The following is a 22,767-nucleotide window of genomic DNA, read 5'->3' as shown; positions in this document are numbered from 1 at the left end:
GCCATGAGCATTTCACGGCAAGGAAAAGCGACGGCACGACGCCAGGAGCCTTCGCGGCTCGGCGACAAGGTCCTCGTCGGGGCCGGCATCATGCTGGCCGCCGCCTCGGCTTTCTTTCCCTGGTACGTCTTCCTCAACGAGGACAAGTTCGGACTGCGCATCGATCCTTTTGAAAACACGCGCGACCTGCCGCCTGCGCCGCCGCGCGAGGTGTTCAGCGTTTCGCCGCTGGCGATGATCGACCGCACCAAGGATCAGTCGCTCCCGATCGATCCGTTGGACCAGCTGACGACCGCCACCGTTTCGTCGCTTGGACGCGAAGAGCAGGGCGCGCCGCTCGAACAGCAGCCCATGCCGGGAACCGGCAAGTTCCGGCTGCTGCATGTTGCCAATGGCCGTGCGCTGATCGAGGACGGCTCGGGCATGTACATGGTCAGGATCGGTTCGATCCTGCCGGACAACAGCAAGGTCGCGACGCTGGAGCAACGCGACGGCCGCTGGGTCATCATTACTTCGAGCGGAGAGATCTATCGGGACCAGGCGTCGGCAACTCCGTAAGTCCGACGCAAGCTTACTAACATAGGTTCCTCTCAGATGATGGAGTAAAGCCTATGCAACCGATTCAGCTGTTCAATCTCGCATCCCGTCAGGCCGAATGGCTGTCGGTGCGGCAGGAAGTTGTTGCCGGCAACATAGCCAACTCCACCACGCCGAATTTCAAGTCCAAGGACGTGACACCGTTCGAGGCTGTCCTCGATCAGACCCACGTCCCGATGGCTCGCACCAACCCGGCTCATTTCGCGTCCAACGACTTGAGCGAAGACATCGACATCAAGGATTCCGAACTCAACAACGAGATCGGCATCCAGGAGTCGGGAAATACCGTGTCCCTGTCTCAGGAACTGAGCAAGACCGGTGAAATCAAGCGCCAGTACGAGCTCAGCACGGGACTGGTGAAGTCGTTCCACAGCATGATGTTGTTGACCGTTAAGAGGTAAAGCATGGATCCGCTTTCAGCTGCTTCCAAGATAGCAGGCTCGGGCCTCGAAGCGCAGGCCACCCGCCTGCGCGTCGTTTCCGAAAACATCGCCAACGCACGCTCCACCGGCGACACGCCGGGTGCCGATCCCTATCGGCGCAAGTTGATCACCTTCGGTGAAGAGCTCGATAAGGCCTCCGGCGTCGACCTCGTCGGCGTCAAGAAGATCGGCGTCGACCAGGGCAAGTTCATCGAGGAATACGATCCCGATCATCCGGCCGCCGACGAACGCGGCATGGTCAAGCTTCCGAACGTCAACATGCTGATCGAAATGGCCGACATGCGCGAAGCCAATCGTTCCTATGACGCCAACCTGCAGACGATCAAGCAGACCCGCGAACTCGTCGCAGCCACCATCGATCTCCTGAAGAGTAGCGGCTAATGATTGACAAGATCCAGAACGTAAGCTCGCTGTCCTTCACCAAGGGCCTCGATGGCATCTCCTCGCTCGGCTCGAGCACGGAAACCCAGGGGCTCGGCAGCACTGCGCTGACCCCCGGCCAGAACACGGGCATGAACTTTGCCGAGGTGCTAGGCAACATGGCAAGCGGCGCGGTCGACAGCATCAAGGGTGCCGAAACCATGTCGTTCAAGGCCATCCAGGGCAAGGCGAACACGCGTGAAGTCGTGGACGCGGTTCTTGATGCGCAGCAGTCGCTGCAGACCGCGCTTGCAGTGCGCGACAAGATCGTCAGCGCCTACCTCGACATCACCAAGATGCAGATCTAGCATTTAAGGACGAAGACATGAGAGCGCTTTCCGTCGCAGCGACGGGCATGGATGCCCAGCAGACCAATCTGGAAGTCATCGCCAACAACATCGCCAACATCAACACGACGGGCTACAAGCGCGCGCGTGCCGAGTTCACCGATCTTCTTTATCAGAGCGAGCGCGCCCAGGGCGTGCCGAACCGCGCCAACCAGGCGATCGTTCCGGAAGGTGCCAATATCGGTCTCGGCGTCCAGACCTCCGCCGTTCGCAACATCCATACCCAGGGTGAACTGACCCAGACGGAAAACCCGCTCGACGTGGCGCTGGTCGGTCGCGGCTGGTTCCAGATCGCGTCTCCGGACGGCACGACGCTCTATAGCCGCGCTGGCGCCTTCAACCAGAACGCCGATGGCCAGCTGGTGACGATCGACGGTTATGCCGTCATCCCGAACATCACGATCCCGGCTGACGCCAGCGAAACCCAGATCACCCGCACGGGCCAGGTCATGGTGCGCATCGGCAACGAGACCGAGTTCCAGGAAGTCGGTCAGCTGCAGATCGCCAATTTCGTAAACGAGGCAGGCCTTCAGCCGCTCGGCGACAACCTTTTCGGCCAGACGCTGGCATCGGGCGAGGCGATCGTGGCCGTCCCGGAAGATCCGGGCTTCGGTTATCTGAAGCAGGGTTACCTTGAAACCTCGAACGTCGACGCGGTCAAGGAGATCACCAACCTGATCTCCGCGCAGCGCGCCTACGAGATGAACTCCAAGGTCATCACCACTGCAGATGAAATGGCATCGATCGTCAGCAAAAACCTGAAGTAAAAAACAGGAGAGGCAGACATGAAGTTTCGCCGGAAAAACGCATTGCATGCCGCAGTGGCCGCATGGTCGCTCGCCTTCGGTCTTTCGTTCTCGCCGGCTGCGGCCGAGATGGGAACGGCGGTCGTTCCGTTGCAGATCATCTATCCCGGCGAAGTGATTTCGGCCGGCAGGGTGGAAGAGGTCGATGTGACCAACCCCAACCTGTCCAGCGGTTATGCCCAGAAGGTTTCCGAGGTTACCGGCATGGTCAGCAAGCGCACGCTGCTGCCCGGCCGCACGATCACGCTGGCCGGCTTGCGCGAGCCCTATGCGGTTACCCGCGGCACGCCGATCCGGCTCGTCTTCGCCATGGGAACAATGACCATTTCGGCGGGCGGCACGCCGCTTGAGGACGCCGCGGTCGGCGATGTCATCCGCGTCCGCAATACCGATTCCGGCATGATCGTGAACGGCACCGTGATGGCCGACGGAACGATACAGGTGATGGCGAAATGAGGTTTTCAGTTCTTCTTGCAGCCTTGGCTCTCGTCGCCTCGACGGTCGGAGCCGGAGTTGCTGCAGCCGCCGACGTCGCCCGCATCAAGGATATCGCCTCCCTCCAGTCGGGACGTGACAACCAGTTGATCGGCTATGGTCTCGTCGTCGGCCTCCAGGGATCCGGCGACAGCCTGCGTTCCTCGCCCTTTACCGACCAGTCCATGCGCGCCATGCTGCAGAACCTTGGTATCTCGACCCAGGGCAGCCAGTCGAACGCCAAGAACGTCGCGGCCGTCATGGTCACCGCAAACCTGCCGCCCTTTGCCAGCCCCGGCAGCCGCATGGACGTCAATGTCTCGTCCATGGGCGATGCTACCTCGCTGCGCGGCGGTACACTCGTCATGACGTCGCTTACCGGCGCCGACGGCCAGATCTATGCCGTTGCTCAAGGGTCGTTGATCGTCTCGGGCTTTTCCGCCCAGGGCCAGGCCGCGACGCTGACCGAAGGTGTAACGACCGCCGGCCGGGTGCCGAACGGCGCGATCATCGAGCGCGAGCTGCCCTCGAAGTTCAAGGACGGCGTCAACCTCGTCCTGCAGCTTCGCAATCCCGATTTTTCCACCGCCGTGCGCATCGCCGATACGGTCAATGCCCATGCGTCCAGGCGCTATGGCGGCCCGATCGCCGAGGCACGCGACAGCCAGGAAGTCATCGTCGAGAAGCCGAAGTCGGCCGACCTGACCCGTCTGATGGCCGAGATCGAAAACCTCGCCGTCGAAACCGATACGCCGGCCAAGGTCGTGGTCAACGAACGCACCGGCACGATCGTCATCGGCGCCGACGTCAAGGTGTCGCGCGTCGCGGTCAGCTACGGCACGCTCACCGTCCAGGTCTCGGAGACCCCGCAGGTTATCCAGCCGGAACCCTTCTCGCGCGGCGAAACGGCCGTTCAGCCCATGACAGACATCATGGCGATGAAGGATGGCGGTCAGGTGGCAATTCTGAATGGCCCGGATCTGCGCACGCTCGTGGCCGGCCTCAACAGCATCGGCGTCAAGCCGGACGGCATCATCGCGATCCTGCAGGGCATCAAGTCCGCCGGCGCCCTTCAAGCGGAGCTCGTGCTGCAATGAATGACGCACTCTTCACCATCAGCATCTCCCGCAAGCTGGCGAAGCGACTGCTTGTCGTCGGGGGTCTCATGATGCTCGTGCCGCAGGTCAATGCCCAGCAGCCGTCCATGGTCTCCGAATTGTCCACCCAGGACGAGATCCAGAAATTCTGCACCAACATTGCCGACGCAGCCCGCGACCAGCGCTACCTGATGCAGAAGCAGGAACTCGAAACCCTTCAGGCCGACATCGACAGCCGGATGAAGACGCTCGAGGACCGCACGACCGAGTATCAGGACTGGCTGAAGCGCCGGAACGATTTCCTCCAGCGCGCCCAGGCGGGCTTGGTCGACATATTCAAGACGATGAAGCCGGATGCCGCGGCACCGCAGCTGGAGGAAATGCGCATGGAGATCGCAGCCGCGATCATCATGCAGCTTCCGGCGCGCCAATCGGCTCTCTTCCTCAGTGAAATGGATCCGCAGAAGGCGGGAGCGATCTCGACGATCATCTCCAGCGCTTCCGATCCCAATACCTCGAAGACTTCTACTCAATCCGCGAAAGCACCATCATGATGAAACGCGCTCCCGCCCTGTTGGCTGTCCTCTTCCTGGCTGGCTGCCAGAGCCAGACGCTCAAGGAAATCGGCAACGCGCCCGCCATGAGCCCGATCGGCAGCGGCCTGCAATATGCGCAGGCGCCGCAGATGTCGTCCTATCCTAAGCAGCCGCGCCAGATGGCAAGCGGCTATTCGCTGTGGAGCGACAACCAGGCGGCCCTCTTCAAGGACGCCCGGGCGCTCAATGTCGGCGACATCCTGACGGTCGACATCAAGATCAACGACAAGGCGAATTTCGACAACGAAACCGAGCGTAGCCGCACCAATTCGACCAGCCTGAAATGGAATGCCGGCATCAAGAACTTCCTCGGCTTCAGCACGGATACCGGCACGTCCGGCGACATGGGAACGGATTCCGATACCGACAGTCAGGGCAAGGGCAAGACGAAGCGGTCGGAAACCCTGACCTTGCTCGTCGCGGCCGTCGTGACGGGCATTCTGGAAAACGGCAATCTCCTGATCAGCGGCTCGCAGGAAGTCCGCGTCAACCACGAGATCCGCATCCTCAACGTCGCCGGTATCGTGCGTCCCAAGGACGTCGATTCCCAGAACATGGTTTCCTACGACAAGATCGCCGAAGCGCGTATCTCCTATGGCGGCCGCGGCCGTCTGATGGAAATGCAGCAGCCGCCGGTCGGCCAGCAGGTCGTCGATCTGTTCTCGCCGTTCTAAGCGCATAGGGAAGGGTAGGGCATCATGGCGGAAGAAGCACAGGGCGAAGCGGGCGCGAAGAAATCCTCGCCCATCCTGCTTATCGCGGGGATTGTCATCCTGACGCTGGTCGGGGCCGGCGGCGGCTGGTTTCTCGGCGGAATGATCGCGCCCAAGAGTGCCGAGCCTGCCGTCGAAGAGAAGGCGGAAGGCGAGGCGAAGGGCGGCGCGGAGGGCATTCCTCATATCGCCACCGAGGCAAACGGCGTCGTCCTGCTTGAACCGATTACCACCAATCTCGCCTATCCCTCCGATAACTGGGTGAGGCTTGAAGTGGCGCTGGCCTTCAACGGCCCGCCGGAGCTGCCGCTGGCCGAAAGCGTCCACCAGGACATTATGGCCTATCTGCGCACCGTCTCGCTGCAGCAGATCGAAGGCCCGCGTGGCTTCCAGTATCTGCGCGATGATATTCAGGAACGCGCAGCACTTCGCTCCCAGGGCAAGGTTGCCCGGGTGATGTTCCGCACCTTTGTCATCGAGTGACGGCCGTCCCGGCCTGATCGTTGCACTGCGGCCTGTCGGCCACCCCGCGGACCATCTCACCAACGTTCTTGTTCATGACCGCCCATCGCGGCCGATCGGGAGTTGACGCCCGGGCGGCATGAGCGCTTATCGAAGGCGACCTTGGTAACTGTCGTGGCCCAATGATTCGATTGCTCTCAGTGTTCTTCGCCCTGCTGGTTATTCCCGGCGTGGCCCTTGCCCAGCAATCGCCGGCGGATCTCCTGAACTTGCCGGTCGATGGTTCAGCGGCAGCCTGGATCATCCGTACTTTCGGCCTGTTGACGGTTCTCTCCGTCGCGCCGGGCATCCTGATCATGGTGACGAGCTTTCCGCGCTTCGTCATCGCCTTCTCGATCCTGCGCTCCGGCATGGGCCTTGCCTCGGCCCCGTCCAACATGATCCTTATCTCGATGGCGCTGTTCATGACCTTCTACGTCATGTCGCCGACCTTCGACCGGGCCTGGAATGAAGGTGTGCAGCCGCTCCTACAGAACCAGGTGACCGAAGCCGAAGCAGTCCAGCGCATTGCCGAGCCATTCCGCGTCTTCATGTCCGCCAACACGCGCGACAAGGATCTCGCGCTGTTCGTCGACATCGCTCGCGAACGCGGCCAGTCCGTCGGCACGGCCGAGTCCATCGACTACCGGGTGCTTATCCCGGCCTTCATGCTGTCGGAGATCAGGCGAGGATTCGAGATCGGCTTCCTGATCATCCTGCCCTTCCTGGTCATCGACATGATCGTCGCCGCCATCACCATGGCGATGGGCATGATGATGCTGCCCCCGACATCGATCTCCCTGCCGTTCAAGATTCTCTTCTTCGTCCTGATCGATGGCTGGAACCTTCTTGTGGGCAGCCTGATCCGATCTTTCGGCTGAACCTCCCGCGGTCTGAGGCTGCGTTATTTCTCACTGACAGTGCGTCATGCAGCCCGGGCATTTGCTTGTCCGGGCTTCTTCGCGATTAACCGATTAGCGCGGGCCGTATTAACCATCTTGCATAACGAGCCGTTCACCAAAGAATCTTACGAACTCGTAACCATATGAAAATCATGCATTTTCTGCTCCTGGTATTTAAAGGAGTTGGCAAGGTTTGCCTGCGAGTTTCGATCTCACACGACGGGTCTGGTTGCTTAAAGATGCGGCACCGAATGGCATGAGGCCGAACTGTCGTGACCGGTAGGTCATTCCGGCCGACCCGGTATGTCCCCCACTCAGTATCTCGTTTCAAAGGGACAAACGATTATGGCGAGCATTCTCACCAACACCAACGCAATGGCCGCTCTGTCGACGCTGCGCTCGATCTCCTCCGACATGGCTACCACTCAGGATCGTATTTCGTCCGGTCTTCGCGTCGGTTCTGCTTCCGACAACGCCGCCTACTGGTCGATCGCGACCACGATGAAGTCTGACAACGCAGCGCTTTCCTCCGTCAACGACGCGATGGGCCTCGGCGCCGCCAAGGTCGATACCGCTTACGCCGGTCTGGAATCGTCGATCGACGTCATGACCGAGATCAAGAACAAGCTGGTAACGGCTCAGGAATCCTCGGCTGACAAGGCCAAGATCCAGGAAGAAATCAGCCAGCTGCAGGACCAGCTGAAGTCGATCTCCTCTTCCGCTTCCTTCTCGGGCGAAAACTGGCTGAAGGCATCCGTTGCCACGGGCAGCGGTGGTCCTGAACTTGCCTCCACGGATACCGTTGCCAAGCAGATCGTCGGCTCCTTTACCCGCGACTCTTCGGGCAACGTCAAGGTTCAGACCGTAGACATCGAACTTTCGACCAAGAACGTCCTGTTCGACACCAGCGGCAACAAGATGGGCATCCTCGACCAGGACGCGCTCCAGGCTGACGTTGCCAAGATCGGTGACGAGTACTTTGCAGCCGTCGACTCCGAAGTCGTCGATGACACGTTCTTCGAAAACGAAAACGGCGTATGGGCTGCCGAGGGTGGCACCACCTTCTACGTCAAGGCTGACGAGAACAAGTGGGTTGAAGTCACCGCTGCTGACGACACGACGCCGGCTGGCGACGCACTGGAAAACACCGCTGACGTCTTCGCGACCGGCACGTCGGTTACCGAATTCGACATCTCGGACATGACCAGCCTCAAGACGGCTCTCGGTGTAGACACCGACGCCGAAGCTATCGACCGGATGATCTCCTTCATCGATACGCAGCTGGGTTCGGCAACGAGCGCCGCTGCTGACATGGGTGCGGTTTCCTCGCGCCTCGACATGCAGCAGGAATTCGTCTCGAAGCTCTCCGACTCCATCGAATCGGGTGTAGGCCGTCTCGTCGACGCCGACATGAACGAAGAGTCCACCAAGCTGAAGGCTCTGCAGACGCAGCAGCAGCTCGCCATCCAGGCCCTGTCGATCGCCAACAGCGACTCGCAGAACATCCTGTCGCTCTTCCGCTAAGAGCAGATGGCAGCGATCTGATCCGGAGGGTTCCTTCCGGATCTCGATCTCCAACTTTGCGAAAGCCGCATCCGGAAACGGGTGCGGCTTTCACGTTTTATTTATCAACTCATGCTACGCGCGCGCACGCGAAGATTGCATTGAGATTTCAGCACTCGAATTTTTGTCTATTCGTTTAGCTCTTCATTAACCACGCCGGCGCTATCAATGGCTTCAAGAGAGCGGCGGTTAACCTTAACAAATTGAATGGTTAACAGGCATGAGGCTGTGCGCCGTTCACCGGGATACCGGAATGCCCTTATTTAATCAGCCATTCAAGGGGCAACAACTATGACGAGCATTCTCACTAACACCGCAGCGATGTCTGCGCTTCAGACTCTGCGTTCGATCGGCCAGGGCATGGAAGAAACGCAGGCTCGCGTATCCTCCGGTCTGCGCGTCGGCGAAGCTTCCGACAACGCGGCCTACTGGTCGATCGCAACCACGATGAAGTCCGACAACGGTGCACTCTCTGCCGTACAGGACGCTCTCGGTCTCGGCGCCGCCAAGGTTGATACCGCCTACGCCGGTCTGGAATCTTCCATCGACGTTATCGAAGAGATCAAGAACAAGCTCGTTGCATCGCGCGAAACCGGTGTTGACCGTTCCAAGATCCAGGAAGAAGTTACTCAGCTCCAGGATCAGCTGAAGTCGATCTCCGACTCTGCATCCTTCTCAGGCGAAAACTGGCTGAAGGCATCTGTCTCGGTCGCCAACGCAGACGGTGAAACGGTCGCTTCGCTGGCTACTGTCACCAAGCAGGTTGTTGGCTCTTTCACTCGTGACTCGTCTGGCAACGTCAAGGTTCAGACCGTCGACGTAAAGCTGGACTCGAGCAACGTTCTGTTCGACACCAGCGGCAACAAGATGGGCATCCTCGACCAGGACGCGCTGAAGGCAGGCGTCGGTCAGGTCGGCGACAAATACTACGAAGCCTCCGTGTTGAACACTGGCGAGGAAGGTACCGATACCTACTTTGAGGATGCGAATGGCATCTGGACCACCGGCGAAACCGGTTCTGATGCCTACATCCAGGTTGATGAAGGGAAGTGGGTCCAGGTCGACGCCACGAGCTTCGAAGTAAGCGCCAACGAAATTACCGAATTTGAGAACGTGTTCGCAACCGGCACGTCCGTGACCGAACTCAACATCTCCGACATGGCAGCGATGCGTGACGCATTCGGTGTCGACGCGGAAGCTTCTGATGAAGCAGTCATCGACCTGATGATCTCCTTCGTCGACCAGCAGCTCGAAGCCGCCACCAGCGCCGCTGCCGACATGGGTTCGGTCTCCATGCGCCTCGGCCTCCAGGAAGACTTCGTCACGAAGCTCTCCGACTCGATCGACTCTGGTGTTGGCCGCCTCGTCGATGCCGACATGAACGAAGAATCGACCCGCCTGAAGGCTCTGCAGACGCAGCAGCAGCTCGGTATCCAGGCTCTGTCGATCGCCAACTCGGCTTCGGAAAACATCCTCACGCTCTTCCGTTAATCGGATCAGCCTTGAAACAAAGGGAAAGGCCGCGCCTCTGGCGCGGCCTTTTTCGTTGTTCGCTTTTTTGGTCGTCGTGTTGGATTTTTGTTAACTTTGGTAAATCGCGTTTAACATCTGTTAACCATTCCTGACTTAACTGGGCCCATCGCAACGATGGGTTAACCAAGACGAAAAAGAGGTTAACGGCATCAGGCCTGGCCATCGTTCCCCGCTTAAGCCGGGATGTCCCTTTTCCCTCAGCCAAAATAGGGGCAATTTCAATGACCAGCATTTTGACGAATACCGCGGCAATGGCCGCCCTGCAGACCCTCCGCTCGCTTGACGACAAGATGGAAGACACCCAGGCGCGCGTTTCCTCCGGCCTGCGCGTCGGCACTGCATCTGATAATGCCGCCTACTGGTCGATCGCGACCACCATGCGTTCCGACAACGGCGCGCTTTCGGCAGTCCAGGACGCACTCGGTCTCGGCGCCGCAAAGGTCGATACCGCTTACGCCGCGATGGAAAGCGCCGTCGACGTGGTCACGGAAATCAAGAACAAGCTCGTCGCTGCCCGCGAAGCCGGTGTCGACAAGACCAAGATCCAGGAAGAAATCAGCCAGCTCCAGGACCAGCTGAAGAGCGTTGCCGAATCCGCCTCGTTCTCCGGCGAGAACTGGCTTCAGGCCGCGATCAGCGACGGCGCCGGCAATGTAACGACCGTGACCAAGCAGGTCGTCGGCTCGTTCACCCGTACTTCGAGCGGCAACGTCTCGGTCCAGACGATCGACATTCCGCTGAGCCGCCAGAACGTTCTTTACGACACCGTCGGCAATACCGGTATTCTCGACCAGATGGCCTACTATTCCGAAACCGGCTCCTACAAGCTGTTCGACGTCACCAACACCGCTGCCGATCCGCAGACGACTGCCGCCGTTGCCGCCAAGACCTACAGCGAATCCCAGCTGAAGAACAGCGTCGACGATGCCGCCAACTTCGCGGTCGACCCCGACACCGGTCTCGTCGAACTGACGGATGCCGACGGCGTTGCAACCGACGGCACCTACTACAAGATCGGCACGGATACCTACGTCAAGGTGACCGATGACGGCGGCGACAGCGCGTCTATCGGCCTCGATGGCGCCGGCAATGAGATCTTCCTCGACGAAGCCGACGAGCAGCTTGCCACCCAGCTCGACTACTCCGTCTCCGATCTCGACATCACCACCGACCTGACGCAGAACGGCCTGACGGAAAATGCGGGTCTCGACGCGATGATCCAGTTCGTCGAGAACCAGCTCCAGGCGATCACCAGCTCCACCGCTGACCTCGGTTCGGTCTCGATGCGCATCGGCATGCAGGAGGACTTCATCTCCAAGCTGACCGACTCGATCGACAGCGGTATCGGCCGCCTGGTCGATGCCGACATGAACGAGGAATCGACCCGCCTGAAGGCTCTACAGACGCAGCAGCAGCTGGCGATCCAGTCGCTCTCCATCGCCAACACCAATTCCGAAAACATCCTGTCGCTCTTCCGTCAGTAAGCGACGCTCTTTGGCTGGAGCGGTTTCGTCCCGCTCTGACACGACAGATAGTTTTGGAAGAAGCCGCGCTCTCACGAGCGCGGTTTTTCCAGTTTTATCAAAAGGAAAGGCAGGGCAGGGGGCGACGTACGCTCAGGCAGGAACCAGCTCGGATATCCTGCTTGCCGTCGCGGTCTCGGGCCGAGCAAGAAAGGCGCGGGCGGTATCGAGCGCTTCCCGGATGGTGACGTCCATGTCGAGATAACGATAGGTGCCGAGCCGCCCGACAAAGCTTACCCGGTCTTCCTCCCGCGCGCGGTCGAGATAATCGGTCAGCAGCGATTTCTCCTCCACCAGCCGGATAGGATAGTAGGGTATGTCGTCCGGTCCGCATTCGCGCGAAAATTCCCGGTAGCAGACTGATTTCTCGTGGCTTTCCCATGGCGCGAAATGCTTATGCTCGGTCACCCGCGTATAGGGGATGGTCGCGTCGCCATAGTTCATCACCGCGCAGCCCTGGTAGTCGCCGTCATAGGTGAAACGCTCGAAATCCAACGTGCGATAGCCGAGCCGGCCGGCATCATAGCCGAAGTAACCGTCGATCGGTCCTGAGTAGAAGACGTGGTCATACTCCGTCTTCTGACTGCGGGCGAAACGGGTGTTGAGTTCCACGGTGATATTCGGATGGTCGAGCATCTGCGCAACCATCTGTGTATAGCCGCCCTCCGGCATGCCCTGGTACCGGTGGTAGAAGTAGTTGTCGTCGTAGTTGAAGCGGAGGGGAAGCCGTTTCAGGATGGAGGCCGGCAGCGCGGTCGGCGAGCAGCCCCATTGCTTTGTCGTATAGCCCTTGAAGAATGCTTCGTAGAGATCACGTCCGACAAAGCGCAACGCCTGTTCCTCGAAGGTCTGGGGATCTTCGATCGTGCTGTCGGCAAGTTGCTCGATAAAGGCCCGCGCCTCGTCGGGCCGCATGGTCCTGCCGAAGAACTGGTTGATCGTATGCAAGTTGACGGGCAGGGAGAACACCTTGCCGCCGCTCGAGGTCTTCACCCGGTTCTGGTAGGGCAGGAATGTCTCGAAGCGATTGACATAGTCCCATACCTCCCGGTCGTCGGTGTGAAATATATGCGGCCCGTAGACGTGCACCATGACGCCGGTTTCGGGATCCCGTTCGGTATGGCAATTGCCGGCGATATGATCGCGGGCATCGACGATCGAGATTCTGTGTCCCGCCTGCGCCAGTTCTTGCCCGATGACTGCGCCCGAGAGACCCGCGCCGACGATGAGAATGTCCTGCTTCATTTGACCTGACCTCCTCTCGAATGCAATCAATCCGGGCTCTGCGGCCACAGACGGTTGTCGGGGTTGATCGGCTCGTATTCGTTCCATTTGGCAAGCTTGTCGCGATAGCGCTGACGGCAGGCCGCGTTGTCTTCGAATTCGATGTTTTCGAGCACCAGCTCGGCACCGATCTCGTAATAGATGTCGAGATTGCGCAGGTCGGGCACCGGCATTTCATCGCGCTCCGCCTCGCCCTGGATCTGCCAGTAGAGCTCCTCGAGTCGGCGGGCGAGGCCGGGAATGTCGCGCAGCACGGAGGTCTCCCTCTGGTCGGCAAGCGAACGCCGGACCTTGGCGAGGCTTTCCCGGTCGCGCGCGAAGGTGACGGCGCGGGCGACATAGTCTTCCGGCGTGGCGCAGATCAGCTCCGGGATGCCTGCCGCAGCAACGATGCTGGCGCAGAAACGGGCGGGAAAACTCCGGCCAGCAATGGTCAGCACCGGAAGGCCCATCGTGATCGCATCGGCTGCCGTCGAATGGGCGCCATAGGGGAAGGTATCGAGGAAGAGGTCGGCCAGCGCGATGCGGGCCAGATGTTTCGGGTTCGGGGTCTTCTGGGCGAAGACCAGCCTTGCGGGCTCAACACCGGCCTGCTCCGCCAGGTCACGAAGATGCTGTTCGACCGTGGCGTTTTCCGACAGCAGCCAGAGAATGCTGCCCGGCGTCGCCTTCAGGATCGTCATCCAGCGGGCAAAGCAGCGCTCCGTTACCTTCTGCGTGCCGTTGAAGCAGGCATAAACGAAGGCATCCTCCGGCAGGCCGGCTTCAGCCCGCGTCGACCGTTCGGCAATTTCGCGCTTGCGGTCGACAGGCTGGTCGCAGGCAATCCGCAGGACCTTTTCCGTATAGTAGATCTCGTTTTCCGGCGGCACGATCACCGCGTCGCTGATCATGTACTGATGATAGGGGCTGGCAGTCGTGCCGGGATAACCGCAGAAATTGACGATCGCCGGTGCCGGACGATAGGCGAAGATCTTGGCGCGGGCTTCCTTGGTATAGCCGTTGACGTCGATGAGGACGTCGATTTCGTCCTCGATTATCTGCGCGGCCGCCTGTTCGTCGGTGAGCGGGCCGATATCACGCCAGGTATCGACCGCGGCACGGATACGGTCATGCGTCCTGTCGTTCTTGCGGGCGACGCCGCAATAATAGGCGAAGACCTCGACGCGCGACTTGTCGTGCAGTTCCAGCATCTCGCAGAGCGCGAAGCCGACCGCGTGCTCTCGCAGGTCCGATGAAACATAGCCGACGCGAAGGCGCTTCTCGGTGCCGATCTTTGACCGGACCGGCTTGCGTGCCACGCCGCTCGTATCCGGGCGGCCGACCAGCGTCTTGTGATAACGATAGGCCCTGGCCATCTGGAAGATGGGATCGTCGGAATAGCAGCCGAGCGTCATCGGCGAGAAGCTTTCCACCATCTGCCGTCCCGTCACATGGCTCGACGGTGTCAGCACCGGCCACTTGCATTGCTGCTGACGAATGCCGATCCAGTGCTGTCCCGCCTCCGGCTTGTGCGGCGCAAGCTCCATTGCCTGCCAGAGAAAGTTCTCCGCTCCGTCCAGGCTGCCACCATCCTCAAGAACGCGGCCGATATGTTGCAAGACCATCAGGCGGTGGCCGACACGGTCCGCCGTAATATCTTCGGTCAGCGTCGCGAATGCTTTCCATTGGGTGACGGCGCGACCAGGTAGGTTGCTGTCTTCGAAATTGCGGCCGAGATTGATATGGGCAGGTCCGAAAGCAGGGTCGATCTTCAATGCCATCTGCAGCGCCTGCATCGAAGCCGGCAGGTCGCCCGCATTCCTCAGGACCACGGAATAATTGAAATACGCGACATGGATCAGCGGGTTGTCTTCGTTATAGGCGATCCAGGTCTTGTAGAGATCGGATGCCTCTGCCCGCAGGCCGGCAGCATTGAGCTGTTCGACCATCTTGATGACTTCGGCGATCGAGGACTGCTGCGTCTTTGCCCGATGATGAAGGCTGGCCAGCGTCGCGGCGGCAGCCTCGTTCGGTTTGTTGGTGATGTTCATGCCAGTTCCCAGCCGATGATCCAAGCCCGCCTGATCGCGGCGGGATGCGCGCGCGATCATGCAGCGGGCGACTTGTGCCAGGCTGGCAGGAATTGAGAGCCGGTCCGGAAATGTACAAAGGGCGGTGCCGAAGCACCGCCCTCTCATGCAAGCAACTGATAGCGCCTAATATTATGCGCCGGTACCAGCCCGGCTGGTTTCGAGATAGGCAGCGGTGACCCACTCCGCGTTGACAGACTGTACGCGATCCTGGACGGCTTTGACTTCTTCGTCGCTCGACGTATCAGTGAGAGTATTGAGACCGAAGAGCGCATCCAGCTGGACGTCGGTGAGTGCCAGGAAGTCATCAGCTTCCAAGCCCTTGAGAGCGGCCGTATCGAGGGAAGCAAGTGCGTCGTTTCCGAGGCTGGCAATCGTGTTGTTGCTGAGCGCCTTCAGCTGGGTGGACGTCAGCGCGCCCAGATCGTCGTCGATGCCAGCGAGTTGAGCACCGGTCAGCTGGCCCATCTGCGTGGTGGAGAGGCCCTTGACCTGATCGGCATTCAGCGAGAGGAGGACGGGTGCGTCCAGCTGGGTGACGTCCAGCGACTGGACCTGCTTCGCGCTAAGGGACGCGAGAAGAGCAGGAACGTCGTCAGTATCGTCTGCATCTGTGCCAAGTGTCGTAAGCTGCGCCGTGCTGAGCGATCCGACGGCTGCCGCCGAAAGGCCCTTTACAACTTCTGAGTTGAGATTGGTCATCGACGTCAGTGCGTCGATCTGCGTGGCGGTCAGGCCTGCGGCCGACTTGGACGATACGTAGGTGAAGTCGAAGGTGTTGACGACGCTCTGGTTGAGGGCGCCAACCTGTCCAGACGAGAGGGAAGCTCCGTGCTTGCCCAGTGCCGTTACGGCATCTTCCGAGACCAGCTGACCGATAGTGGTGTTGCTGAGCGACTTGACCTGCGTTGCGGAAATGTTGCTGATGAATGCGTCGAGAGCCATGGAAATCTCCAATAGGGAAAGAATGAAACGTCGTCTCAGGTCGCTGGAGCCAAAGGCCGCATCACGCGACCTGGAGCGTCATTGACGAAAAGAAGACAAAGCTGGGTGAGACATGGCTCCCGTGAGCCAGCGCATCGGAATGGCTTCATGCATGCAGAGAGGTGATTTCTCTGTTTCCCGCGCCTTAGAAAGTAAGTTCCATCTACTCGTTTGAAACCGGCATTCCTGTCTCATTCAGGGTTGCCTTAAGTACATGGCCTTTGCTTTCGATCGGATTATTGTGCCTAAGTGTTTAAAATCATTTAATACCGGCCTATTTATTCTTGTTTCTAGACGTTTTCGTACTCGAGGTAAGCAGAAACAACGGCATTCACCTGAGCGCCGGTCATTGCTTTGATCTGTTCGCCGGTAAAGGCATCCAGTTGCTCAAGTTCAAGCGCGGAAAAGTCTTCTGTCGCAAGTCCTTTGATCGCTCGGCTGTTGATTGCGGCAATCTCGTCCGTAGTAAAGGTTGCGATCTCCTCCATCAGCATGGCTGCGATCTGGGCAGAGCTGAGGGCTCCGATCTGTTCGGAATCGAGCAGGGTGACCTGCGCTACAGAAAGCGCACCGATCTGGTCTGCCCGCATCTTGGTGATCTGGTCGGATGTCAGGGCCTGTACCTGCTCGTCGTTCAACACCTGCACTGCGGCGGTCGACAGGGCGCTGATCGATCTCGTGCTGATCTGAGACAATGATTCGGCGGAAAGACCGGCGATGTTGTCCGTCGTGATGCCTGAAACGGCGTCGAGCTTGAGGGCTCCGAGATGCTCGTCGGTAAAGGCGCCGAGCTGTTCGCTCGTGAGCGACGCCATCTGGCTGCTCGTCAGGGCGCTGACGAGGCTCGTCGAGAAAGCCGCGATCTGCAGCGTGGAAAGTGCCGCGACGTCGAGAGCCTTGGCCTGGCGGGAGGACAGCCAGCCGATCTGCTCGGGTTCCATCGCCTCGAGCTGATCTGCCTGTAGCGCTCCAACCTGCAGGCTCGAGAGCTTGCCGATCTGGTCCTCTGTCAGCGCCAGCAACTGTTCGTTGGACAGTTCAGCGATCGCTTCGTTGGAGATACCGCTAATGGCGCGAGTGCTGATCGCCGCGATTTCGTCCGGTTCGAACGTCGCCAGGTTTTCGGCATCGAGTGCATGCAGTTCCGCGGCCGTAAGCGCCGCGATCTGGATCGTGGTGAGCGCGGTAGCCTGTTCCTCGCTGAGGGCGGTGATCTGGCTCGCCTGCAGACCGGCGATCGCCTTCGTCGAAAGAGCTGCGATCTGTACGGTCTCAAGTGCCGTGATGTTGAGGCCCTGGGCCTGCTTGGCTCCGAAGTCCGCCAGCTGCGTCACGGTCAGGACCGAGGTTTGAGCCGGCGTGAAGGCCGCAATCTGCGCGCTCGACATGGCAGAAAGCTGGACGGAGGTCAGCGACTTGACCTGATCATCGGTCATTCCCGCGACGACGTCTTCGGAAAGGGCTAGAACGGCGCGGCGATCGAGCAGTGAGATCTCGGTCGGGGTGAATGTCTTGATCTGGTCGGGCGTCAGCCCGCGGATGCCGGTGGCGGAGAGGGCGGCGACCTGGCTCTCGGTGAGCGCCTCAGCTTGCTCTTCGGACATGGCGGCGATCTGGTTGCTCCTGAGAGCCGAGATCACGTCATCGGACAGGGCCGTGATCTTCTCATCGCCGAGCGCTTCGATATCGATGGCCGAAGCCTGGCTGGGCTTCAGGGACTTGAGCTGTTCTTCGCTCAGATTGTCCATATGCGCAGCCGTCAGTGTCGCCACCTGCTCGGTGCTGAGCGCTGCAATCTGCAGGCTGGTCAAGGCGCCGACCTGTTCGTTCGACAGCAGGAGGATATTGGCAGTCGAAAGGCCGGTAATCGAGGTCTTGTTGACAAGCTTGAGCTTATCCGGCGCAATCGCGGTGATGTCTTCGCCCTGAAGGCCCCCCATGCCGATCCTGGTCAGTGCACCAAGCTGCTTGTCCGTTAGGCCGCCGATCTGCTCGGAACTCAGGGCTGCGATATCGGCGCTCTTGAAGGCCGCGATGACGCGGGTCGACAGTGCTGCAATGTCGGTATCCTCGAATGCGGACAAGTCTGTTCCGGTCAGCTGACGCGCCGTCAGTGCACCGATCTGCCCCTCGGACATCGCGCTCATATTGGTCGATATCAGGGAACCGATCTGCGCATTTGACAGAACGCTGATCTGCTTGGTGCTGATTGCTTTGACCTGCGTATCGGAAAACCCGGCGATCTGCTCTGCCGTGAGACCGCGCAGTCCGTTGGTTCCCAGAGCCTCGATCTTTTCAGACGTGAGGGAGGCGATGTCTTCCTCTTCGAGGCCGCGTATGGCATCCGACTTCAGGGCGGCAATCTGCTTTTCGGTCAGCGCGCCGACCTGCTCCTGGCTGAGTGCGGCGACATCGGCGCTCTTGAGTGCGGCGATTAAACCCGTCGACAGGGCGGCCGCCTGAGTGGGCGAGAAGGCTTCGAGGCTGAGACCGCCGATCTGGCGGGAAGAGAAGCTGCCGATCTGCGCGGGCGTCAGGCTGTCGAGATGGGCGGCGGTGAGAACGGCAACCTGTTCGGTGCTGAAGGCGGCGATCTGGCGGGATGTCAGCGCCTGAACCTGCGCTTCGGAAAGGCCTTCGATGAGGTCGTCGGAAAGGCCGCGAATAGCGGTGCTGCCAATTGCTGCAATTTCGCCTTCTGTGAAGGTCGCGAGATCTTCACTCGAGAAGGCCGCAAAATCGGACGAGCTGAGCGCGCGGATCTGCAGCGACGTCAGCGCGCCGACCTGTTCCGCGCTGAAGGCGGAAAGTTGATCGACATGAAGGACGCCGACCTGGGCGGAGGAAAGCTTTTCGATCTGCGTGGCAGACAGGGCACCGATCTGCTCGGCGGTCAGGCCGATGATCGCGCTGGTCTTGACGGCGCTGAGCTGGGTGCTGCTCATGCCCGAAACGTTCTGGGTCGAGAGCGCCGCCACCTGCTTGGCGCTCAGCACGCCTATCTGGCTACGCGAGAACTCTGACATCTGAGTTGTCGTCAGCGCGCCGATCTCGTCGGTCGTCAGCGCACGAACCTGGGCAAGCGTCATAGAGGAAATAGAGGTCACAGCTATGTTTCTCCGCCCGCACCACAAAATTTATTGGCATTCGCCGAATTCGGAAGGATCAGCCCTGGATAAACTCAATCCCGGAAGCCTGAACCGAAACGGCACGTCAAATTCTTTTGGAAACATGGCCCGACATGAGCCTGCGCGTGAAGAAACATCATGCATCGGAGTTGGTGAACGCCGATCCTTGCGCCTTTTTGCGAGCCGTCGCATCTCGGAAATTTACTGCCTGAAGGCAGAAGCGATTTCCGGCGGACACGCTCGATTACCTGCAAGCTAGTAATGGCTAGTTAAAATTCGGTTAACGGCAAGTTGCGACAGGTTACAGATGTCACCGGGGCCGACATTCCCGTTGCTGGTGCGGGGGAAGTAAAGCTTGCGCGAACCCTGCCGCACCACAGTCATCAGGCGCCTGGAAGCCGGATTACGACTTGTAAGACTGCAAATCCATCTGTTAATGAACGTTAATGATTTGTTAAGAACGGCAAGGTTGCCCAAGTTTAACGTGCGACCGGCATGAGGCCTCTTGCTGTTCCTGTGACCCATCCCGGATTTTCCAGACATTCTGACTGAGGCACGGCCAGCGATGACCAGTATTCTCACCAACAGCGCGGCCATGGCTGCCCTGCAGACCCTACGCGCGATCGATCGCACCCTTGAAACGACGCAGGCGCGCGTATCCTCCGGTGCTCGGGTCGAAACCGCCGCCGACAATGCTGCCTACTGGTCGATCGCGACGACGATGCGTTCCGACAACCAGGCACTGTCCACGGTCCAGGACGCCCTGGGGCTTGGCGCCGCGAAGGTGGATACTGCCTATGCCGGCATGCAGAGCGCCATCGAGACCGTCACCGAAATCAAGACCAAGCTCGTTGCTGCCTACGGCGTCGGCTCCAACCGCAACAAGATCCAGGAAGAAATCACCCAGTTGCAGGCGCAGCTGAAGAGCATTTCCGATTCCGCCGCCTTCTCCGGCGAGAACTGGCTGCAGGACAAGATCAGCGATGGCGGCGACCCGGATGATCCGGATGTGGTCGCCGAACTGACGCCGGTGACCAAGGAGGTAGTGGCGTCCTTCACGCGTACGGCCCAGGGAGCAGTCCAGGTTCAGACGGTCGACTATGTTCTCGACGAATCGACGGTTCTTTTCGATCTGAGCGGCGGCAATCAGGCCATTCTCGACAAGCAGGCCCAGCTCGATCCGGAGAATCCCGAAACCCGGCTCAGCTTCTCCGTCTTCAATCTCGATATCAACAAGCTCAGCGATTACCTGACCGAGATCAACAATGCCGCCAATCTCGATCCGGACGATGCGGTCGAGCCGATCTCGACCGAAGAGGACGTGCTCGACATCATCGAGAGCTTCGTCGACAAGCAGCTTCTCGCCATGACCAGCGCCGCCTCCAGTCTCGGCTCCATCCAGAGCCGTATCGACCTGCAGGAGGATTTCGTCGCTTCGCTGACGGACGTTATCGACAAGGGGGTCGGCCGTCTTGTGGATGCGGACATGAACGAGGAATCGACCAGGCTCAAGGCGCTGCAGACCCAGCAGCAGCTTGGCATCCAGTCCCTGTCGATCGCCAACAGCAACGCCGAGAACATTCTCCAGCTGTTCCAGCAGTAAGGTCGAACGGCCGCGCGAATATCAAGCGTTGGCAGTCCGCAGAGCGCCTGCGGGCTCCGCCTTCATCCTCGCGCAAGTTTACCGGTCTAGCGTTTCGCTGAACATGGGATGATCCGGTCCGTCGTCCGGCGGATCGCGAAACGGTTTCAGGACAAGGCTATGATGGCGAAGACGCTGCAAGGTTCCAATGATCGGCACGGAGGGTGCGCCCGTCTGCAGGCGCGTCTCGCCGGCGGATCGGCAGAGAACGGAGCATGCCGATGAGCGCGTCGATTGCCCGCTACCTGAAGGATTTCGGCGCCCCGCCGCCTCCGCCTGTCATGGACGACGAGCTCGATATGTTCGCGCCCGACCTGAGCGATGTCCTGGCGTTGCCGGCCGAAGAGCCGGTCGATATCGAGGCCGAGCGCGCCGATGCCCTTGCCAGGGGCAAACAGGAAGCGGCCGACGAATGGGAGCAGCGCTGGGCCGCGGACCGGGCAGCGCTCGTCGAGGCCCACGAGACCGAGATGGCGGCGCTGAAGGAGAGGCTGGAAGGCGAACTTGCCGCGACTATCGCGGCCCGTGTCGAGGCTTTCGCCACCGCGACCGCGCAGGAAGTTGCGGAACAGACGGCGCGCGTGCTCGCGCCGCTGGTGGAGGACGCCGTTGCAGCCAAGGCCACGGCCGATCTCGCCGACCTTATCAAGGCGGCGATCATTGAGGGCGAGGTCAACGCGGTAACCGTGCGCGGGCCGACACCGATGTTCGAGGCGCTGCGTACGCGCCTTGGTGATAACGCGACTGTCATCCGGCATGTCGAATCCGACGATGTCGACCTCACCGTTGAACTCGGTGATGCGTCGCTCGTCACCCGTATGTCGGCATGGTCCGCAAGTCTGAAGAAAGTGCTGGGATGAGCGAAGGCGAAAATCACCACCACGGCAAGAACGAGATCATCATCGTCAAGCGTCACGGCGGCGGCCATGACGATGGCGCGCATGGTGGCGCGTGGAAAATCGCCTATGCCGACTTCATGACCGCGATGATGGCATTCTTCCTCGTCATGTGGCTGGTCAATGCCGCCAACGAGGAAACCAAGGCCTCGATGGCGAGCTATTTCAATCCCATCAAGCTGTCGGACGAAACGCCGGCGAAGAAGGGGCTGGAAAAGCCCGTCGACCAGGCCGAGGGCGAGGAGGAAAGCGCCCAGTCCAAGGTGAAGGGCGAAGGCTCCGTCGTCGGTTCGGCTGCTGCGACCGGCGAGGACATGACCTCGACTTCCGGCGACGAGACCAATTATTCCGAGGCCGATTTCTTCGAGAATCCTTATTCCGTCCTGGCAGAGATCGCCCAGGAAGTCGGCCAGCAGGCCAATGTCAGCGCCAAGGGCGAGGGCGGGGCGAGCGATTCCGGCCCGGCGACCGGCGCCGATGGCGGTGAGGCCTATCGCGACCCGTTCGATCCGGATTTCTGGACGAAGCAGATCCAGGTGACCCGCGCCGAAGGCCCATCCCAGGCAGTCAAGGTTGATCCGAGCCAGGATCCGCTGGCGCAGGAGACCGCATTGCCAACGGCCGAGAAATCGCCGGAAGAGGCCACTGAGGTTGCGCTTGCCGTGCCGTCGAAGCCTGAAGCCGCCGAAGGGAAGTCGTCCGAGACGAACAAGACCGCCGAGGGCAAACCTACCGACAGCGAGAATACGGTTGAGGGCAAGCCCGCGGAAGCGGAAGCCCAGGTGGATGCCGACAATCTGCGCGATGAGCTCGAAAAGCAGCTGTCCGGCGTGCCCGGCAAGCTGACGGAAGGATTGATCGTTACTCCGGCTGAAGGCGGCGTGCTGATCACCATTTCTGACCAGACCGAAGACCCGATGTTCAATGTCGGTTCGGCCGTGCCGCGGCAGGACATGGTGCTTGCCATGGAGAAGATCGGCCAGGTCCTGAAGGAAAAGAAGGGCGATATCGTCATTCGCGGCCATACGGACGGACGGCAGTTCAAGGGCGGCGGCAACGATAACTGGCGCCTGTCCATGTCCCGCGCCCACAGCGCCTATTACATGCTGGTCCATGGCGGATTGGCGGAAGATCGCATCAAGCAGGTTTCCGGTTTTGCAGACCGACGACTTCAGGTGCCGGACGATCCGTTCGCCGACGGCAACCGCCGCATCGAGATCCTGCTGCAGGCGGACGAGAGCTGACC

The 22,767-nt window shown here is 60.2% G+C and carries 21 protein-coding genes; 17 read left to right on the top strand and 4 right to left on the bottom strand.

The genetic code is table 11. The annotated features are described in order from the left end of the window. The first annotated feature begins 3 nt into the window (after positions 1-3). The 14 genes from BM216_RS09395 to BM216_RS09330 all read left to right on the top strand — a co-directional run bounded on the left by BM216_RS09395 (position 4) and on the right by BM216_RS09330 (position 11,476). Positions 4-558 (top strand): flagellar protein, encoded by a 555-nt coding sequence (locus BM216_RS09395; RefSeq protein ID WP_092998301.1) that lies wholly within the window; start codon positions 4-6, stop codon positions 556-558. A gap of 53 nt (positions 559-611) precedes the next feature. Further along, positions 612-998 carry a flagellar basal body rod protein FlgB gene (flgB, locus tag BM216_RS09390; RefSeq protein ID WP_092998299.1) on the top strand — a complete coding sequence of 129 codons (387 nt, stop codon included), beginning with the start codon at positions 612-614 and terminating at the stop codon, positions 996-998. A 3-nt stretch (positions 999-1,001) separates the two neighbouring features. Beyond that, positions 1,002-1,421, top strand: coding sequence for a flagellar basal body rod protein FlgC (flgC, locus tag BM216_RS09385; RefSeq protein ID WP_092998297.1), 420 nt, complete (start codon positions 1,002-1,004; stop codon positions 1,419-1,421). Next, the gene (locus BM216_RS09380) at positions 1,421-1,768 is read left to right on the top strand and encodes a flagellar hook-basal body complex protein FliE (protein WP_092998295.1); all 348 of its coding nucleotides are present in this window, start codon (positions 1,421-1,423) and stop codon (positions 1,766-1,768) included. The genes flgC and BM216_RS09380 overlap by 1 nt, the downstream gene beginning before the upstream one ends. A 17-nt stretch (positions 1,769-1,785) precedes the next feature. Beyond that, a complete protein-coding gene (gene flgG, locus BM216_RS09375) occupies positions 1,786-2,574 on the top strand; it encodes a flagellar basal-body rod protein FlgG (protein WP_092998293.1) in 789 nt (262 codons plus the stop codon). A gap of 18 nt (positions 2,575-2,592) precedes the next feature. Beyond that, positions 2,593-3,069 (top strand): flagellar basal body P-ring formation chaperone FlgA, encoded by a 477-nt coding sequence (gene flgA / locus BM216_RS09370; RefSeq protein WP_092998291.1) that lies wholly within the window; start codon positions 2,593-2,595, stop codon positions 3,067-3,069. Next, a complete protein-coding gene (locus BM216_RS09365; RefSeq protein ID WP_092998289.1) occupies positions 3,066-4,184 on the top strand; it encodes a flagellar basal body P-ring protein FlgI in 1,119 nt (372 codons plus the stop codon). Before flgA ends, BM216_RS09365 begins: the two co-directional genes overlap by 4 nt. A gap of 71 nt (positions 4,185-4,255) precedes the next feature. Beyond that, complete coding sequence (locus tag BM216_RS09360; RefSeq protein ID WP_244530135.1) at positions 4,256-4,738, top strand: MotE family protein; 483 nt, start codon at positions 4,256-4,258, stop codon at positions 4,736-4,738. Next, on the top strand, positions 4,735-5,454 hold the full coding sequence (flgH, locus tag BM216_RS09355) for a flagellar basal body L-ring protein FlgH (protein ID WP_177230744.1): 720 nt from the start codon (positions 4,735-4,737) through the stop codon (positions 5,452-5,454). Before BM216_RS09360 ends, flgH begins: the two co-directional genes overlap by 4 nt. Positions 5,455-5,478: 24 nt before the next feature. After that, positions 5,479-5,976, top strand: a complete 498-nt coding sequence (locus tag BM216_RS09350) for a flagellar basal body-associated FliL family protein (RefSeq protein WP_092998283.1) — start codon at positions 5,479-5,481, stop codon at positions 5,974-5,976. Positions 5,977-6,137: 161 nt separating this feature from the next. Next, positions 6,138-6,875, top strand: coding sequence for a flagellar type III secretion system pore protein FliP (gene fliP, locus BM216_RS09345; protein WP_092998281.1), 738 nt, complete (start codon positions 6,138-6,140; stop codon positions 6,873-6,875). 366 nt (positions 6,876-7,241) lie between these two features. Next, a complete protein-coding gene (locus BM216_RS09340) occupies positions 7,242-8,420 on the top strand; it encodes a flagellin N-terminal helical domain-containing protein (protein ID WP_092998279.1) in 1,179 nt (392 codons plus the stop codon). A 330-nt stretch (positions 8,421-8,750) separates the two neighbouring features. Then, entirely contained in the window at positions 8,751-9,950 is a 1,200-nt protein-coding gene (locus BM216_RS09335; protein WP_092998277.1) for a flagellin N-terminal helical domain-containing protein, read from the top strand. 263 nt (positions 9,951-10,213) lie between these two features. Then, positions 10,214-11,476, top strand: a complete 1,263-nt coding sequence (locus BM216_RS09330; protein WP_092998275.1) for a flagellin N-terminal helical domain-containing protein — start codon at positions 10,214-10,216, stop codon at positions 11,474-11,476. A 132-nt stretch (positions 11,477-11,608) separates the two neighbouring features. Here BM216_RS09330 and glf read toward each other — a convergent pair whose 3' ends face one another. The 4 genes from glf to BM216_RS09310 form a co-directional block, all read right to left on the bottom strand. Next, positions 11,609-12,760 (bottom strand): UDP-galactopyranose mutase, encoded by a 1,152-nt coding sequence (gene glf, locus BM216_RS09325; RefSeq protein ID WP_092998273.1) that lies wholly within the window; start codon positions 12,758-12,760, stop codon positions 11,609-11,611. A 26-nt stretch (positions 12,761-12,786) separates the two neighbouring features. After that, positions 12,787-14,832, bottom strand: coding sequence for an O-linked N-acetylglucosamine transferase, SPINDLY family protein (locus BM216_RS09320; protein ID WP_092998523.1), 2,046 nt, complete (start codon positions 14,830-14,832; stop codon positions 12,787-12,789). A 171-nt stretch (positions 14,833-15,003) separates the two neighbouring features. Next, positions 15,004-15,816, bottom strand: a complete 813-nt coding sequence (locus BM216_RS09315) for a hypothetical protein (protein ID WP_092998271.1) — start codon at positions 15,814-15,816, stop codon at positions 15,004-15,006. Between the two features lie 329 nt (positions 15,817-16,145). Beyond that, on the bottom strand, positions 16,146-18,962 hold the full coding sequence (locus BM216_RS09310; protein ID WP_143102761.1) for a hypothetical protein: 2,817 nt from the start codon (positions 18,960-18,962) through the stop codon (positions 16,146-16,148). 586 nt (positions 18,963-19,548) lie between these two features. On the opposite strand from BM216_RS09310, the gene BM216_RS09305 reads away from it, so the two are divergent. The 3 genes from BM216_RS09305 (at position 19,549) to BM216_RS09295 (ending at position 22,765) form a co-directional block, all read left to right on the top strand. Then, the gene (locus BM216_RS09305) at positions 19,549-20,586 is read left to right on the top strand and encodes a flagellin N-terminal helical domain-containing protein (RefSeq protein WP_092998267.1); all 1,038 of its coding nucleotides are present in this window, start codon (positions 19,549-19,551) and stop codon (positions 20,584-20,586) included. A 260-nt stretch (positions 20,587-20,846) separates the two neighbouring features. Then, complete coding sequence (locus BM216_RS09300; protein WP_092998265.1) at positions 20,847-21,485, top strand: hypothetical protein; 639 nt, start codon at positions 20,847-20,849, stop codon at positions 21,483-21,485. Continuing rightward, positions 21,482-22,765, top strand: coding sequence for a MotB family protein (locus tag BM216_RS09295; RefSeq protein WP_092998263.1), 1,284 nt, complete (start codon positions 21,482-21,484; stop codon positions 22,763-22,765). Before BM216_RS09300 ends, BM216_RS09295 begins: the two co-directional genes overlap by 4 nt. The last annotated feature ends 2 nt before the right edge of the window (positions 22,766-22,767 follow it).

This window comes from Rhizobium sp. NFR07, from assembly GCF_900111905.1.
In the GTDB taxonomy this organism is placed as follows: Bacteria; Pseudomonadota; Alphaproteobacteria; order Rhizobiales; family Rhizobiaceae; genus Neorhizobium.
Note: the sequence above shows the minus strand (reverse complement) of the source record. Positions and strands in the feature narration are given on the sequence as shown.